The following is a 15962-nucleotide window of genomic DNA, read 5'->3' as shown; positions in this document are numbered from 1 at the left end:
CCTCTGGCTCCATGGGCGGCGGAGTCGTTTCTAAGCACGCATGCCAAACTAATACCGAAGGTGATGGAATGAAGGGCGATCGCAAATATATCTTTATGTTTTTGCTTCCGGCGGCACTGTTGATGTCCGCTTTCGTGTACTACCCGTTCTTAAAAAGCCTTTACCTCAGCTTCTTCCGGACCAACGGCTTCTTCGACAAGAAGTTCGTCGGCTTTGAGAACTACACGCGGCTGTTTACCGACAGCCAGCTCGGCGCCGCGACGCTCCATACGCTCGAAATTATGCTCTACGTTATCATTTTTCAAGTCGGCATCGCGCTCGTCCTGGCCGTCATGGTCGACAACATCAGCAAGGGCAAAGGGTTCTTCCGCACCGTCTTCTTCTTCCCGATCGTCATCTCCGGCGCGGCGATCTCCCTGCTGTTCGTCCTGATCTACAACTACCAGTTCGGCCTGCTGAACGGCTTCCTCGCGAAGCTCGGCATCGAGAAAATTCTATGGATGAGCGAGACCGGTTCCCTCAAGGCCATCGCCGTCCCGACCGTCTGGCACTACGTCGGCTTCTACTTCGTCCTGTTCCTGACGGCCATGTCCAAAATCCCGTCCGACTTCTACGAAGCGGCCAAGCTCGAAGGCATTACCGGCTTCAAGAAAACGATTCATATTACGATTCCGCTCATCCTGAGCGATATTAAAGTCGTCCTGATCCTGGCCATTACAGGGACGCTCAAAGTATTCGATTTCATCTGGATTTTGGCGCGCGGCCAGAACGGCACCGAAGTACTCGGCACGTATATGTACAAGAAAGCGATGGTCGACCTGAACTTTGGCTATGGCTCCACGATCGCGGTCTACATCGTCGTCTTCGGCGTTGTGCTCTCCTTGATCACCAACCGGCTGCTGAAAAAGGAAGATATCACATACTAAGCTCTTATAGGGGTGTAAGGTCATGCAGCAAACTCATGCAGGGACGCTAAAGCACGAACAACCGGCCGCCAGAAGATCCATTTCCTTTGGCTCCATATTCACCTACGCATGCTTGATTCTCTGGTCACTGACGACGATATACCCGCTTTTCTGGATCGTGAACAACTCGTTTAAACTGTCCAGGGACGTTATGAATAACTCCTTCGCCATCGCATTCAAGCCGGTGTGGGACAATTACACGAACGCGTTCGACCGGATCGACATCGGCAAGAGCTACGTGAACAGCTTGATCATGTCCTTCAGCGTCGTGACGCTCGTGCTCGTACTGGGCGGCTTGGCCGCCTATATCATGGCCCGCTTCCACTTCCGCGGCAAGACGATCGTGCAGTCCATTCTCGTGGCCACGCTGCTCATTCCGGCCTTCGCGACGGTCGTGCCGGTCTACGAGCTGCTGATCAAATGGAAGCTGGTCAACACGTATTGGGGACTCATCCTCCCGCAGACGGCCGGTAACCTGACGTTCGCGATTCTCGTTATCGCGGCCTACATGGCGACGATCCCGAAGGATCTCGAGGAAGCGGCCTTCATCGACGGCTGCAACCGGTTCTCGATGTTCACCAAGGTATTCCTCCCGATTTCCAGACCTGTCTTCGCGTCGGCCAGCATCTTCGTCTTCCTGTGGTCGTACAACGATTTGTTCTCCGCCTTGATCTTCGTCAACAAAGAGAACGTGCGGCCGATCGTCGCCCTGCTGAACGAGATCAGCTCGCAGTACGGCACCGACTTCGGTCTGATGGCTTCCGCCGTCTCGCTGACGGTCATTCCGGTCCTGATCGTGTACCTGTTCATTCAACGCTTCATCGAGAAAGGCATGACGGAAGGCGCAATTAAAGGCTAAGACGACACCGTGTTCATTCACCGCGCAGGCCGCGAAGAGCAGCCTGCGGCCTGCATCGCAATTGTGCACGAGGGCAGCCCCACAGGTCGAGAGACCGGCGGGGCTGCCCTTTTAATAGGGGACGGTCGGGGGGAGGCGCGGCGTTGGCCATTCACCAATAGGCCCTCCTGGGCATTAACTAGCAATAAGCCTATGTTGGACGGCGTTAGCCCCGTCCCTAAGGAGGCGGCATGCATGAGCAGACGAAAGCCGACGACGCGCCAGGTCGACGCGTCCGCCGTTGCCGCCGCGCCCGCCTCAACGCCCGTGGGCACGCCTAGCGCGTCAGCGAAGCTCGCCTTGATCGCGGGGGCAATCTCGACATTCGCCGATGCGCTCGGGACGCTTGCGGCCGCGCTTGCCATCGAGGAGGAGGCGGCCGCCGAGGCGGAAGAGCGGCTCGCCGCGCGGGAGCAAGAGGAGAAGCTGGCCCGCATGCAGCGGCAAATCGACGAGTTGACGCAAGCGGTGGAACGATTGGCGAAGAAATGAACGACCCGATATGGCTCGCGGCGCGGGTTCGTTAGGCGCATCGGACGTGACAAGGCCGCCGGTTGACCGGCGGCCTTGTCTGTAGTTAAGCGCGTAAATGGCTGCGTGTTCGATCTTAATTCAAATCGCGAATGCCCGTATGGGCAGTCACGACGATCTGTTCGAAACGCTTGTCGTCCCGCTTGGAGGAGAAGAACGTGCCGACGATCGCCCCGAGGAAGCCGAGCGGAATCGAGATGATGCCCGGGTTGGTCAGCGTGATCCATGGCGTCCCGACGAATATCGCCTTGCCCTCGACCGGGTTCCATACGTTCGGACTGACGGCCACCAACACGAGCGCGCTAAGGAGTCCGACGAGCATGCCCGTGACCGCGCCCGCGGTGTTGAATCGCTTCCAGAAGACGGTGAAGACGATGACCGGCAGGTTCGCGCTCGCCGCGACGGCGAACGCCAGCGCGACGAGGAACGCGACATTCAGCTTCTGCGCGAACAGCGCCAGCAGGATGGAGATGACCGCCACGCCGACGGAAGCCAGCTTGGCCGCGCGGACCTGCTCCTTCTCCTTGGCCTGGCCTTTGCGCAGAATGTGGCTGTAGAAGTCATGGGCGAAAGCCGAGGCGGCCGAGAGGACGAGCCCCGCGACGACGGCTAGAATCGTGGCGAAGGCCACCGCCGAGATGAAGGCAAAAAGGAATTCTCCGCCTAGCGCCTTGGCGAGCAGCGGCGCCGCCATGTTGCCCGCCGCATTCGCCTCGATAATCGCCGCTTCGCCGACGAAGGCGGCCGCGCCGAAGCCGAGGAAGAGCGTCAGCACGTAGAAGATGCCGATGACCCACGTCGCCACGACGACCGATTTGCGCGCGGTCGGCGCGTCTTTGACGGTGAAGAAGCGAATGAGAATATGCGGCAAGCCCGCCGTGCCGAGCACGAGCGCCAAGTTGAGCGAGAGCGTATCCAGCCCATTGGCAAACTTATTGCCCGGGTTCAGGAAATTCTCCTTCAGCGACGTGGCCGTGCTCATCTCGTGGAACATATGCCCGATGTTGAAATCGAACTTGGCGAAGACGATGAGCGAGATGATGAGCGTGCCCGCGATGAGCAGCACGCACTTGATGATCTGCACCCAGCTCGTCGCGGTCATGCCCCCGAAGACGACATAGACGGTCATCAGGACGCCGACGATGAGCACCGACGTCGTGTAGTCCAAGCTCGGGATGAGCAGCGAGATCAAGGCGCCCGCGCCGACGAGCTGGGCGATCATGTAGAAGATCGAGATGACGATCGAGTTGAGCGCGGCCACGCCGCGGATCTTCTTGTTATCGAAACGGGCGGCGATCATGTCCGCCATCGTATACTTGCCCAAGTTGCGCAGCGGTTCGGCAACCAGGTAGAGGACGACCAGGTAGGCGACGAGGAAGCCGAGGCTGTAGAAGAATCCGTCGAAGCCGAACAGCGCGATCATCCCGGCGATGCCGAGGAACGAGGCGGCGGACATGTAGTCGCCCGCGATGGCCAGCCCGTTCTGCCAGCCGGTCAGCTCGCCGCCGGCCGTGTAGAATTCGCTGGCGGTCTTCGTCTTCTTGGATGCGTAATAGGTAATGACCAGCGTGCCGAGCACGATAACGAGGAAGAGCAGGAAGGCCGTGCTCATCGGCTGCCACGTCCTTTCTCCTGACCTTGCGACCGCAGCTTGATCTGCTCGCACAGCGCGTCGAATTCGGCGGATTTGCGGGAATATAGGAAGCAGAGCGCCCAGGTCATGATGAACTGCGCGAAGGCGAACACCCATGCCCAGGAGATCGAGCCGACCGCCTTATTGTTCAGCACGTCGGAGTAGGAGGTCAGAAGCGGAAGCGTGAAATAGAAGGCCAGAAAAAACAGCGTGAGCGGGATGATAAATCGTTTCTTCTTGGCCATCAGCTCGCGAAACAGCTCCGAGCGGACGACCTCGCCGTAGGTTGGACGGTTGTTATTCAAGCTTTGATCCCTCCGATACATATAGTGCGCGCTACCTCGCCTGACCACATATAATGTAAGCGCTTTACCATATTATACAGCGGTCCTCCGCGCCTGAATCATTCCCGGTGCGAAACGTCGGATTCGGCGTCTCACCGACCGAAATCACGTCCTGAACGGGCGTATATGCGGTCATGGCCGCCGGACGGAGCGGAGCGGCACGGTCACTCTTCGCCCGATAGCCGCCGGATCATCTCCTTCGCCGCCACGCGGGACACCGGGATGCACGTCCGCCCCGGTCCCTTGAGCAGCGCGTTGTAGGCGCCGTTGAACCACGGCTCGATCGCTTCGATGCCGTCGAGGTTGATCAGATAGCTGCGATGCGGGCGGAAAAACCCCGCGCCCAGCCGCTCTTCCAGCTCCTGCAGCGTCTGCTTGGTCACGAACGTCCGGCCGTCGGCGAGATGAAGGCGGGTGCTCTTCTCCTCCTTCACCGCATACAGGCACTGCCTCGCTTCTATGACGACCATTCGGCTGCCGTCTTCGATCAGCAGCTTATCGCGCTTGGGCGGCGTGAAGGAAGCGACGGGCTTGGTCATGCCGGCGCCAGACGCCGCTGCTTGGCGCTCCGCGCGGCGCAGCGCCGCCCGGCTGCGAATGCGCGCCAGCGTCTGGCCCAGCCGCTCCTCCCCGTATGGCTTCAACAGATAGTCGACGGCACCTAGACGGAACGCTTCGATCGCGTGCCGGTCGTACGCGGTCGTGAAGACGAGCAGCGGCATCTCCGTGTCGGCGTCGGCGGCAAGCCGCTGCGCCGCCTGGATGCCATCCATCTCCGGCATCTCGATATCCATGAAGACGACGTCGGGCTTGTGCTTGGCCGCGAGCGCAAGCGCCGCCGTGCCGCTTGCCGCCGCCTCGAGCAGCTCGATATCCGGTTCTTTGGCAAGCATATACGCCAGCTCTTCCCTAGCCAGCCGTTCGTCTTCCGCGATGAGAATCGTCAGTTTCATCTGCCCGGTATCCTCCTTTATCGTCCGGCAGCGTAAAGCTTACCCGCGTTCCGCCGCCCGGGACATCCTCGAATCGGAGCGCCGCGTCCGCGCCGAGCAGCGCCTTAAGCCGCTGGTTCACGTTGTGGACGCCAAGCCCCGTGCTGCCGCTGCCGCTGATCGGGATCTCGCCCAGCAGGCGCAGCAGATCGGGCGGAATTCCGCTTCCGTTATCCTCGACGGTCGCCCGTACCCGATCGCCCGCCCGCTTCAGCTCGACGCGGACGACGCCGCCGCTGCCCTTGCTGCGCAGGCCGTGCTGAACGCCGTTCTCTACGAGCGGCTGCAGCGTCGAAGGCGGAACCATCACCTGCTCCAGCCCCGGCTCGACCGAGCACTCCACGACCAGACGGTCGTCGAAACGGGCGCGGATAATCGTCAGGTAAGCGTTCAAATGCTCCATCTCCCGGTAGAGCGGAATAAGCGGATATTGCGTCATCGTCAAGCTGCTGCGCATGAACTGCGCCAGCTGCACCGTCAATTGCCTGGCGTTCTCCGGGTCGATCCGGATTAGCGTCACGATCGAGTTGAGCGTGTTGAACAGAAAGTGGGGGTGAATCTGCGCCTGCATCGCGCGCAGCTCCGCATCGCGCCCCATCTTCTCCAGCTTCTCCGCCTGCATCATCGTAAGTTGGCTCGCGATGAGCCGACTGAAGCCGCTCGCGAATTCGAGCTCGATCTTGCGAATCTGCTTCGGGCTGCGAAAGTAAAGCGCAAGCACGCCGGACGGCTGTCCGGGACCGCCGAGCGGTACGAAGACGGCCGCGCCCAGATCGTTGAACATCCGCGGCTGCTGCCCCTTGCGCGCCAGCGTCCGGATCCGGTTCGTCCGCAGCGCGTCTTGGACAGACGCCTCGGCCATGAAGGCTTCCGAATCCGGCCGCCCCGGGCCCCGATAAGCCAACAGCCGATCCCGGTCCGTCACCCCGACCGCGTCGGCCTCCAGCTCGCGCATCAGCGCAGCCGCCGTCGCCCGCGCCGCCGACTCGTTCATCCCTTCCTTCAGATGCGGCAGCACCCGCTCCGCGATGGCGAACGCGCGCTGCATCTGCAGCGCCCCGGCCCGCTCCTCCTCGCGGAAGGCCGCCCGCACGAGCGCCACGAACAGGCACACCCCCACGCTGCTGGCCAGCACCATCGGGATGCCTACTTTGTTCACCAGCACGATCGATACGGGCGAGGAGGTCGTAAAGACGAGCACGAGCCCGGTCTGGAGAATCGGCGCGAACACCCCGATGAACAGCGCCTTCGGCGGCGCGATAATCCGTTCCTCATGGAAGAAGCGCGCGATCAGCCCGGCCAGCAGGCCGAGCAGCGGCATCGAGACGCCGAGCGACTCGCCGGCGATTCCGCCCATGTACATCGCGTGAAGACCCGTGATAGCGCCCGCTCCCGCCCCGATGAACGCGCCGCCAAGCAATCCCCCGAGCACGACGCCGATCAGCGCGGAGTGGGCCATCATCTCTTCGGGGCCGAGCGGCGCGGCCAGGAAGGAGGCCTTCGCCGTATCCGGGCCGACGACGACGCCCGCATAGGTGCCGGCAATGCCGAGCAATCCGAACAGAACGGCGAGCAGCCCTCCGTTCCACCCTCTCGCCGGACGATCCAGCACGCGCCGAACGAACGGAATATGCGTTAAGCCGAACATGAGCACGAGCAGCATGCCCATCCGCTCGAATAGAAGCAGCGTCAGCTGTTCGATGACCATTCCCCCTTCCTGACCGCGGCGGATGATTGCCTTTGCGTCCCGCAAACCGACGAATCCTTTGCGATTCACCTAATATGTAAGCGCATTATTTCCCTTATCTGCAAGCATACCCGCTTCTCGCCGTCGCGGCAATCGGTCGCTCGGGCGAATAGAGCGCCTCCGAACCAGACAACGCAAAGAAACCAGCCGGGATGTTCGATCGAACGTCCCGGCCGGCGGCAGCTTACCGTCGACAAAACTTGGCGCCGCGGCGTAACCGCTCGGATTCGCCTCCTGTCTCGCCTCCTGTCAGCCATCTCAGCTATAGCACGTGCACACCATCAGAATATTGCCATCCGGATTTTTGAAGGAGAATTCGGCCATGTCCGGGTGCACGATTGGCTTCCTCATGCATTCGCACCTCCACAAAAATAAGCTTTAACCGTCTTCTTCGGCGCCACCAAGCCCCAAGCGGCTTCGATCAAATTCCGAACCTGCTCGTCCTCCGCCGTCTTGAGCTGAATATGCATGTAGCTCAGATGCGCGAATCCTTCCGGCACGCCGTAAGTCTGAGGTTCCGCGCTCGCGAGCAGCGCCCGCTCCTCCTTCGTCGTCTTGACGGTTAACGTGCGCCCGTCCGCCTGGATGATGACGAAAATCTTCCCGTTCACGCGGAACGACGGCTTGCCCCCATGATCCGCTTCCTCCGCCCCAGGCAAGGCCAGCGCGATCGTCCGCGCTTCGGCGTGGTTCATCCCGATCGTCCCCCTCCATTGCTCGGCATTATTATGCTAGTATTCGCCCCAATAACTTCCATTTCCTCCCTTGTACCCATTGCGGCAATCTTCGGTTAACGCAGAAAAGCCAGCTTCTCGCGTACGGGAAGTTGGCTTATCGCGTTCACTCGCTTATAAGGCTTGTCGGCTGATCCGTTTCGCCGGCTACGGCTTGAGCACGATTTTGATCGCATTGTCCACTTTGTTGTTGAAGATACGGTAGGCATGCGCGGCGTCGTCTAACGGCATTCGATGGGTAATGATGTCGGTCGGGTCGAACTTCCCGTCCTTAATCATGCCGTACAGCTCCGGCATGTAATGGATAACCGGCGCTTGTCCCATCCGGAGCGTGATGTTCCGGCTGAACAAGTCGCCGAACGGGAACGCGTTGTAGTTGGTCCCGTACACGCCCGTCACTTGAATGGTGCCCGCCTTGCGCACCAGCTTGGCCGCCATGCGGAACGCGCCAAGCCCGCCGCCTTGCAGCTTAAGCAGCGTCTCCACCTTCTCCAGCACCGTCTTCTCCGCGTCGAGTCCGACCGCGTCGATCACGACATCCGCCCCGCCCCCGGTCTCCTCCTGGAGATGGCCGAGCAGGTCGTCCTCCGTTTTGAAATTGTAGGTCTCGACCCGGTTCGTGCGGCGCGCATGCTCCAGCCGGTAATCGACGTGATCGATCGCGATGACCCGCTTCGCGCCCTTGAGCCAGGCGAACTTCTGGGCCAGCAGGCCGACCGGCCCGCAGCCGAGGATAATGACGGTATCGCCGGGCTTCACGCCGGCAGACTCGACGCTCCAGTATGCCGTCGGGACGATGTCCGAGAGAAACAACAGCTTCTCATCCTCCATCTCCGCGTCCTCCGGCACCTTGAACGGCACGAAATTCCCGTAAGGCACCCGCATATATTCGGCCTGTCCGCCCGGGTACCCGCCGTACGTCTCCGAATATCCGAAGAAGCCGCCCGACTGACCGTGCAGGAATTCGTTGGAATTATCACACTGACTCTCCAGCTGATGCTGGCAGAACCAGCAGGTCCCGCAGGCGACGTTGAATGGGATGATCACCCGATCGCCCTTCTTCACCCGCGTCACGTCCGGGCCGACGGCCTCCACGATGCCCATGGGCTCGTGGCCGATGACGAAATCGTCCGGCATATTCGGAATTTCCCCATTGTAAATATGCAAATCCGACCCGCAGATCGTCGTCGTCGTAATTCGCACGAGAACATCGTCCGCCTTCTGCAGCGTCGGATCCTCCACCTCTTTCACTTTCACCTGCTTCATGCCTTGATACGTTAAGGCTTTCATCGGCTGATCCCCCTCTGGCGCATATTCTTCCAGAGTTTCCCCCATTCAGGGAGGGATATGCGGCGCCCTGACGCTTCAGCGCTTCCAGACGTCGCCGAATTCCCCATGCCGGCGGAACAACGCGTGCGCGAACGAACAAGCCGGCACGATCCGCTTGCCGGACGCCCGCGCATGGTCCACGACCTGCCGAACGAGCTCGTCGCCGAGTTTCTGGCCGCGCATCGACGGATCCACGTAAGTGTGGTCGATAATCAGCGTGTCCGGCCCGTCTTCAGCGAAGGTGACTTCGCCCAGCGCCGTCCCATTTTCCCGGATGATGAAGCCGTTGCCTTCTTTTATCGTCTCCCGCATGAGCATCCTCCTTTGGTTGTTCGATCCAACTCGCTAGTTAGTATGCATCCCGGCTGATAATGCGATGCCGGCCGAGTCATAACGTCTGCACCGCCGGCAAATCGATCATGGCGGTCGTCCCCGCGCCAATCCGGCTGTCGATGATCAGGCTGCCGCCGTAGCTGTCGAGAATTTGCTTGCAGACGACGAGACCCAGTCCCGTCCCGGTGCTCTTCATCGTGAAGAACGGCACGAACAGCTTGCGCAGCGTCTCCGCCGACATGCCCTTGCCGGTGTCTGCGATCCGAATGCGGATCCGACCGCCCTCTTCCGCCGCCTCGATCGAGATTTCCCCGCCGCCCTCCAACGCTTCCAGCGCGTTCTTGCTCAGGTTGAGCAGCACCTGCTTGAAGTGGTCCGGGGAAATCGAGACGCGCAGCGGATAGGCCGGCAGGTCGGCCGTTACGCGGGTATGCTGCAGCTGCGCTTCCGACTCGAACAACGGCAAGACCTCTTTCATCACGTCCTGCACGACGATCGTCTCCTTCCGAAGGCCTGCCGGCTTGCCGATCAAGAGCAGCTCGCTGACGATGTCGTTGATCCGTTTCACTTCCGTCTGGATGAGCGCGAAATAATACTGGTCCCGTTCGTCGGTATACTTCTGGCTGAGCAGCGAGATGAAGCCTTTGATACCGGTCAGCGGATTGCGGATTTCATGCGCCGTCCCCGCGGCGATCGTGCCGATCAGCTTCAGCTTATCCGCTTCGATTTGCGCGAGCTCGCGGTCCAGCCTCCTCTTGGCGAGAACCGCCTTGACCAGGAAAAAGATGCAGTTGAGAATCACCAGCACGGCGGCCGCGTAAATCAGATACGGCTTCCAAACGGCGTTCGCGTAATCCAGCGCCAGCGTCGCCTCGACCTGCCACGGCACCGCTTCGAGAAGAATCGAGGAAGACACCGTGTGACCGCCCGCCGCCAACTCCTCCGTTTGCAGCAGCACATGGCCGGACCGATCATACATCCGCACGTTCTCGTTCCGCACCAGATGCTGAAGGCCTTTCTGCATCTCGCCGATTTGAAGACTGCCGATAATGACGTGCCGAATATCTCCCGAGGGGGAGGGGATCGGCGTTGCGATCGAGACGTAATACTGCCCCGTCCCTTGGCCGAAATGCGGTTCCGACACTTGCCGCTTGCGCGTCAGCAGCGCCAGCTTGAATTCCGCGCGTCCCGACACGTTGCCTTTGATATCGGACGGATTGGACGAGCTGACGATATCGCCTTTCGCGTCGGCGATATAGAAGCCGGAGAATCGCGGGTCCACCTGATGGGTGGCGACGAGCATCCGCTCCGTCAGTTCGCTGTTCGCCAGTTCCCCGCTCAAGTAGATCGATAAGCTCTCCATGCGGCCGATCGTCTCGCTGAAGAAGCTCTCCACGTAGAGCGCATGCACGCCCGACAGCTGCCTGGCCGTATCACCCAATTCATCGTAGGCGCTGTTCGTCTTCACGTGCAGAAACCCCCAGCTGAACAGACCGATCGGCACGAGCACGATCAAAAAATAAAGAAGACCGGTATGACGGGGTGATAGTTGCTTGACGGCTATAGTCAATTTTGACAATTGCTCCTTATGCTAGGTTAAAAGGCATAGCGCCCCACTTGTATCATAGCAGTTGGCCCGGACTGCTACAACAACGCGCTTGCCTCCTCCCGGATCAAGCCGCCGCGACGAAGATTCGCTCGCCTACGAGCCGGAAGGCCAGCGAACCGCCCCCCGTGTGCAAAGCGCCGTACACCCGCACATGCTTGTCTTCTCCCGGCACCAGCCGCAGCGTCTCCCCGCCTACGCGCACGACCGCTTCTTTGCGGAGCGCGTCCCAGGCGACCGTGCCTTTATCCCGCAGCCAGTCGCGGAGCGGCCGCCAAGCGCCGCTGCGCTGGCCGACCAGCTGCTCCGCGCGCGCCAGCGCGGCCTCCGTCCATGTCCGCTGCCACTTGTCCGGGCCAATTCGGAACGTGACGAGCTTCGCCTCGCCATCCAGAACGGCGAACCGGTACCCTTTCGCCTTGTAATAGGCGATAATGGCGGGCAGCGCCTTCACGCTCTCGCCGTGGCCCGTCCCATCGTGAAGCAGCACCGTGACTTCGCGCGAGAGCTTGCCAGCTTTGACCGTCTTGACGATCTCGGACGCGGGCACGTTCCTGCGCTTCGAATCGCCCGAGTCAACGTTCCAATCGGCAATCCGGTAGCCCGCCTGCTCCAACAGCTCGAAATAATGCGCGTCGAAATTACCGTACGTGCCTCCCGGCGCCCGCAGCAGCGACACCGGCTTGCCGGCGATCCGCTCCAGAATCGCGTCCGTCTGCCGCGCCTGCCGCCAGAACCCCTCGAAATCGCGATACAACGCGTCGTAACGATGGTTATAGGTGTGATTGCCCAAGGCATGTCCTTCTCGGACGATCCGCTTCACGGTCTGCTCGCGTCGCTCCGCCTCCTGCCCGAGCACAAAGAACGTCGCTTTCACCCGCTCCTTGGCCAGAATGTCCAGCACCTGCGGCGTCCACTTGCTCGGACCGTCGTCGAAGGTCAAATAAACGACCGGCTGCGCTGCTTCCGCCTTGCCGGATGCTAGCGCGGAAGCCGACGCGCGTGCCGCAGGCTCCTCCGTATGCGGCCGCGCCGCGCCAGCTGCCCGTTCGCTCGTCCCGCTGCTCCATGCCGTCCCGCTATTCTTATGGGTAATCGGCAGCAGCGCGCCGATCGCAATCAGCAGTGCCGCCGCCGCGGTCATCATCATTCGTCTCCGTAGCTTCATCGTCTACCATCCTCTCGACTCTAGCTTCTATAGGCTTGCTAGAGTATATGGAGGTCATGGGAAAAGTAGGACAGAATCCAGTACAGTCTTCATCGAAATGTCATGAGCGCAGACCGGCGTGCGGACGGTCGGCGTCACGCAAGAAACCGGCACCACCGTCACGTTCCAGCCCGATCCGCAGCTGTTTCGCACCGGCATCGATGCTGGCGCACTGCAGGCCTATGCCGATGCGGCGACGGCGCTCTATCCGGGACTTTCAGTCACGGTGGATATCGTTTGATTTCATGCACCTGTGGATAGTCAAAGCTGTGGATATTATAGCGTAGATCGGGATAGGTTACGCAGGGACGGGCATTTCACCCTGTGGAGAATGTGTATAACATTGTGGATAACTGTGGATAAGCAGGGGATAATCTTCACGCGGGCGATAACGCCCGCGTTATTTTTTGGGGGCTTGCGGCGGCGGCTTCGGCTCGAAATTCATGCAGGCTTTCCCGGAGGAAGACAGCACGGTCTGGCTCGGCAGCGCGCGCGTCTTGAAGCCGAACGCCCGGCAGCCCCGTGGGAAGGCCGGATCCCAGGTCACGTAATAATGGCGGCACTTCATGCAGTCGATTCTCGGCGGCGTCGCGTTCATGATCGATCCCTCTCGTCTTAGATAGTTCTATTGTATATCGGCGGCGATCCCGGTACCCAACAGACCCCTTCGCGAAAAAAAATCATGCATTGCGTCACAATCGCGTCTCCCTCTTCCGTCTTGTGGATAGAGCCGCAACCATGCGGACCCGCCAAGGACGATCACAAGGAGGAAGATTGCAATGACGAAACGACATGCGCTTCACCCGGCCAACTACGGCCAAATGAAGGACTTTCACAACCGGATCGAAGCCGAGACCAGCCTGGACAAAACGCTGATCGAGCTGATTAAACTCCGCGCTTCCCAGCTCAACGGCTGCGCCTTCTGCCTGGATATGCACGCGAAGGACGCGCGCGCTAATGGCGAGACCGAGCAGCGTCTGTACACGCTGTCCGCTTGGCGCGAGACGCCCTTCTTCTCGCCGCGCGAGCAGGCGGCGCTGGCGCTGACGGAAGCCGTGACGCGGATCGGGGATCGCCACGTGCCGGAGGAGGTATACGCGGAGGCGGCGCGCCATTTCGAGCCGGCGGAGCTTAGCGACGTGCTCATGGCGATCATCGCGATTAACGCCTGGAACCGGATCGCGATTACGACGGGCATGATGCCGCGCTAAGGCTGGCAGGGATCGGCGATGGCCGCATCCGCCGCGTTATGAACATGTGGATAACTGCTGCGGCCGGACTTATCCGCAGGCGGCAAAAGACTCCGTCCTCGCTTTCATGGCGAGAACGGAGTCTTTCTTGTCTAGCGGGAGGCAACCGCCTCGTTTAAAGATGAACCGCCTTTGCGCTGGCAGCGAGCCGTGTCCGTCCCTTTCACGAGTCCCCTTCCCGGACGATTGGAAGGTAAACATCCACGACCGTGCCTTCGCCGACCTCGCTCCGGATTGCCAGACGGCCTTCGTGGGCGGCGATAATCTTGCGCACGATCATGAGCCCCAGTCCGTTGCCTTCGGGCTTCGTCGTATGGAACGGCTTCCCGATGTCCTTCAGCACGTCTTCGCTCATGCCGTGTCCGTTATCCGCGAAGCGGACGCGCTGATACCCTTCCGCTACGTCCAGTCGGATGGCGATCTGCCCGCCGAACGGCAGCGCGTCCATCGCGTTGCGCAGAATGTTAAGGAACACCTGCTTGATCTGGTTGCGGTCGCACAGGATCGACGCGGATTCGGACGACTCCAAGCTGACGGCAATGCCGTTCATGCTCGCCTGGATATCGAATATCCGCAAAATCTCGCTTAGGATCAGACGGCACTCTTCTTCCCTGAACTTCGCCGCCTGCGGCTTGCCCAGGATCATGAATTCGCTGACGATCAAATTCATCCGCTCGAGCTCCGACATGATGAGGTCGTAATGCGGCTGCTTCTCCCCGCGATTCCCGTATTGCAGGAGTCCCTTCACCGTGGTCAGCGGATTGCGCACCTCATGGGCGATGCCGACGGCCAGCTGTCCCGCGAAGACGAGCTTCTCCGTGTTGCGCAGCACTTCCTCCGTCTTCTTCAGCTCGGTAATGTCCCGCAGGCTGCCCACGACCCGGTCCAGCCGGCGGCCGCCCTCGTAGATCGGCACGACGTCCAGCATGTACGCGCGCGTCTCCACCGGCGTCTGCAGCGTCATCTCCTTGCCGACGCACGATTCCCCGGTGCGGATGACGTCCGCGAAATAACCGCCCAGCTCCGGCACCTCAAGCACGCTCGCGCCCAGCGGCGCCTTCACGCCGGCCTCGTCGAGCAAGGCCGCCATATGCGAGTTGCGGTCGACGATCCGGCCTTCGGGATCGGTAATCAGCAGCCCGTAATACTGCGTATCGAGCAGCACTTGGTTCAAAATCCGCAGCTGCATGTTCTGCCGGCGCAGCCGAAGCTCGCGTTCGATGGAATCCGCGACCGTGGAGAGCATGGCCAGCATATGCCGATGCGCTTCCTCCAGGCTGGTCATGACCGTCAGCACGGCCAGCAGCCGCCCGCCTTCCTCCTCGAGCACGGGCACCGAATAACAAGCCATCGCATGCAGCACCTCGTGAAAATGCTCCTTGCCCTTCATCTCCACGGGCCGCCGGGTTTGGGCGCAAACAAGCGCCGTGCTCGGCCCGTTGTCTTCCGTAAACCGACACCCCTCCCCGACGCCGAGCGTGCGCAGCATGCTCAAAATCGTCGGATCGCCCATGACGCGGAGCGTGTAACCTTGCTCGTCCTGCATCGCCACCATCATCGGATGGCCCGCGACCGAGGCCAGAAATTTATGAATAAATTCGGCGACCACGTCGATCACTTCTTGATACGCCGCTTTCTTCGCCGTTAGTTGCTCCCCTTGCAAGCGTTCCGGGAATTCCGGAACCCGGCTCGGATCGCTGCCGCTGCGCAGCTGCCGGTCAAACATGCGTTGAATGACGATTTCAGGCGTCATGGCAAATCGCAAACCTCCAATCCATCGGGAAAACGCGTCTCCCTCCCTAATTGAAGTTCGCCTCTGTAGTCCTAATTTCCTGCCCTGCCACATGACGCGGGGGATACCAATAATAAACAAGCCCGGACGCCAGGTCCGGGCTTCGATCGCGGCGCTTGCGGACAGCGCCGGTACTACCAGCCGAAATCGAGCGTCTTCCCCGTCTCGGCCCATGTTTTCAAATTGCTCAATATCATCCACCAGTGCGATTGCGCGTTCGCCAGCGAAGGATGCTCCTCCGGCGACCATTGATCGTTGACGAGCGTCAGCTTCGTACAGCCGCCCACCGTCTCCAGCGTGAAGGTCACGCGGGACTGCAGCTCTTCATGGTTCGGGTAATAGGACGGTCCCGGGTGTTCGAGGTAACTCAATTCCTCGTTCGGCTTGAACGACAGCAGCTTGCCGTATACATGTACCGTCCGATCCCCGTCGTTGCCGGGTCCGACGTATTGGAACGAAGCGCCTTCCTCGAAAGCCGACTCCAGCACGCAGCCGAAAAAGATGCTCTTCGTGCCCTCGGGCGACACAAGCGCCCCCCATACGTTCTCCTTCGGCGCGCCAATATAAAATTCGTACTTCAATACGGTCATTCTGCATCCTC

General features: G+C 60.7%; 17 protein-coding genes. 5 read left to right on the top strand and 12 right to left on the bottom strand.

Features of this window, described 5'->3' with window-relative positions; genetic code table 11:
* Positions 1-122 precede the first annotated feature (122 nt).
* The 3 genes from ACFSKT_RS31755 (at position 123) to ACFSKT_RS31745 (ending at position 2355) form a co-directional block, all read left to right on the top strand.
* Positions 123-926 carry a carbohydrate ABC transporter permease gene (locus ACFSKT_RS31755; RefSeq protein ID WP_377717140.1) on the top strand — a complete coding sequence of 268 codons (804 nt, stop codon included), beginning with the start codon at positions 123-125 and terminating at the stop codon, positions 924-926.
* Between the two features lie 22 nt (positions 927-948).
* Positions 949-1824, top strand: coding sequence for a carbohydrate ABC transporter permease (locus ACFSKT_RS31750; protein WP_377717139.1), 876 nt, complete (start codon positions 949-951; stop codon positions 1822-1824).
* 234 nt (positions 1825-2058) lie between these two features.
* Positions 2059-2355, top strand: a complete 297-nt coding sequence (locus ACFSKT_RS31745; RefSeq protein ID WP_377717137.1) for a hypothetical protein — start codon at positions 2059-2061, stop codon at positions 2353-2355.
* A gap of 115 nt (positions 2356-2470) precedes the next feature.
* Here ACFSKT_RS31745 and ACFSKT_RS31740 read toward each other — a convergent pair whose 3' ends face one another.
* The 9 genes from ACFSKT_RS31740 to ACFSKT_RS31700 all read right to left on the bottom strand — a co-directional run bounded on the left by ACFSKT_RS31740 (position 2471) and on the right by ACFSKT_RS31700 (position 12280).
* On the bottom strand, positions 2471-4006 hold the full coding sequence (locus ACFSKT_RS31740) for a solute symporter family protein (protein ID WP_377717136.1): 1536 nt from the start codon (positions 4004-4006) through the stop codon (positions 2471-2473).
* The gene (locus tag ACFSKT_RS31735; protein ID WP_377717135.1) at positions 4003-4353 is read right to left on the bottom strand and encodes a DUF485 domain-containing protein; all 351 of its coding nucleotides are present in this window, start codon (positions 4351-4353) and stop codon (positions 4003-4005) included. The genes ACFSKT_RS31740 and ACFSKT_RS31735 overlap by 4 nt, the downstream gene beginning before the upstream one ends.
* A gap of 182 nt (positions 4354-4535) precedes the next feature.
* Entirely contained in the window at positions 4536-5324 is a 789-nt protein-coding gene (locus ACFSKT_RS31730) for a LytR/AlgR family response regulator transcription factor (protein WP_377717134.1), read from the bottom strand.
* A complete protein-coding gene (locus ACFSKT_RS31725; protein ID WP_377717132.1) occupies positions 5281-7071 on the bottom strand; it encodes a LytS/YhcK type 5TM receptor domain-containing protein in 1791 nt (596 codons plus the stop codon). The genes ACFSKT_RS31730 and ACFSKT_RS31725 overlap by 44 nt, the downstream gene beginning before the upstream one ends.
* Positions 7072-7457: 386 nt before the next feature.
* Positions 7458-7805: an MmcQ/YjbR family DNA-binding protein gene (locus ACFSKT_RS31720; RefSeq protein WP_377717131.1), complete on the bottom strand. Its 348-nt coding sequence runs from the start codon at positions 7803-7805 to the stop codon at positions 7458-7460.
* 186 nt (positions 7806-7991) lie between these two features.
* Complete coding sequence (locus ACFSKT_RS31715) at positions 7992-9134, bottom strand: zinc-dependent alcohol dehydrogenase (protein ID WP_377717130.1); 1143 nt, start codon at positions 9132-9134, stop codon at positions 7992-7994.
* A 75-nt stretch (positions 9135-9209) separates the two neighbouring features.
* Entirely contained in the window at positions 9210-9485 is a 276-nt protein-coding gene (locus ACFSKT_RS31710) for a GNAT family N-acetyltransferase (RefSeq protein ID WP_377717129.1), read from the bottom strand.
* Between the two features lie 76 nt (positions 9486-9561).
* Positions 9562-11076 carry an ATP-binding protein gene (locus ACFSKT_RS31705; protein WP_377717128.1) on the bottom strand — a complete coding sequence of 505 codons (1515 nt, stop codon included), beginning with the start codon at positions 11074-11076 and terminating at the stop codon, positions 9562-9564.
* Between the two features lie 103 nt (positions 11077-11179).
* Positions 11180-12280 carry a polysaccharide deacetylase family protein gene (locus tag ACFSKT_RS31700; RefSeq protein WP_377717126.1) on the bottom strand — a complete coding sequence of 367 codons (1101 nt, stop codon included), beginning with the start codon at positions 12278-12280 and terminating at the stop codon, positions 11180-11182.
* 118 nt (positions 12281-12398) lie between these two features.
* Here ACFSKT_RS31700 and ACFSKT_RS31695 point away from each other — a divergent pair, with 118 nt between their 5' ends.
* A complete protein-coding gene (locus ACFSKT_RS31695) occupies positions 12399-12560 on the top strand; it encodes an ATP-binding protein (RefSeq protein ID WP_377717125.1) in 162 nt (53 codons plus the stop codon).
* A 159-nt stretch (positions 12561-12719) separates the two neighbouring features.
* On the opposite strand, the gene ACFSKT_RS31690 is transcribed toward ACFSKT_RS31695, so the two are convergent.
* Positions 12720-12917 (bottom strand): uracil-DNA glycosylase, encoded by a 198-nt coding sequence (locus ACFSKT_RS31690; RefSeq protein ID WP_377717123.1) that lies wholly within the window; start codon positions 12915-12917, stop codon positions 12720-12722.
* A 181-nt stretch (positions 12918-13098) separates the two neighbouring features.
* Between ACFSKT_RS31690 and ACFSKT_RS31685 the strand changes: the two genes are divergently transcribed.
* The gene (locus ACFSKT_RS31685; protein ID WP_377717122.1) at positions 13099-13530 is read left to right on the top strand and encodes a carboxymuconolactone decarboxylase family protein; all 432 of its coding nucleotides are present in this window, start codon (positions 13099-13101) and stop codon (positions 13528-13530) included.
* Between the two features lie 202 nt (positions 13531-13732).
* Here the strand turns inward: ACFSKT_RS31685 and ACFSKT_RS31680 are convergent, their stop codons facing one another.
* Together ACFSKT_RS31680 and ACFSKT_RS31675 are read right to left on the bottom strand one after the other, a co-directional pair.
* Positions 13733-15322 carry an ATP-binding protein gene (locus ACFSKT_RS31680; protein ID WP_377717121.1) on the bottom strand — a complete coding sequence of 530 codons (1590 nt, stop codon included), beginning with the start codon at positions 15320-15322 and terminating at the stop codon, positions 13733-13735.
* A 173-nt stretch (positions 15323-15495) separates the two neighbouring features.
* Entirely contained in the window at positions 15496-15951 is a 456-nt protein-coding gene (locus tag ACFSKT_RS31675; RefSeq protein WP_377717119.1) for an SRPBCC family protein, read from the bottom strand.
* Between the last annotated feature and the right edge of the window lie 11 nt (positions 15952-15962).

The organism is Paenibacillus xanthanilyticus, from assembly GCF_042682185.1.
Taxonomy (GTDB): Bacteria; Bacillota; Bacilli; order Paenibacillales; family Paenibacillaceae; genus Paenibacillus_Z; species Paenibacillus_Z xanthanilyticus.
Note: the sequence above shows the minus strand (reverse complement) of the source record. Positions and strands in the feature narration are given on the sequence as shown.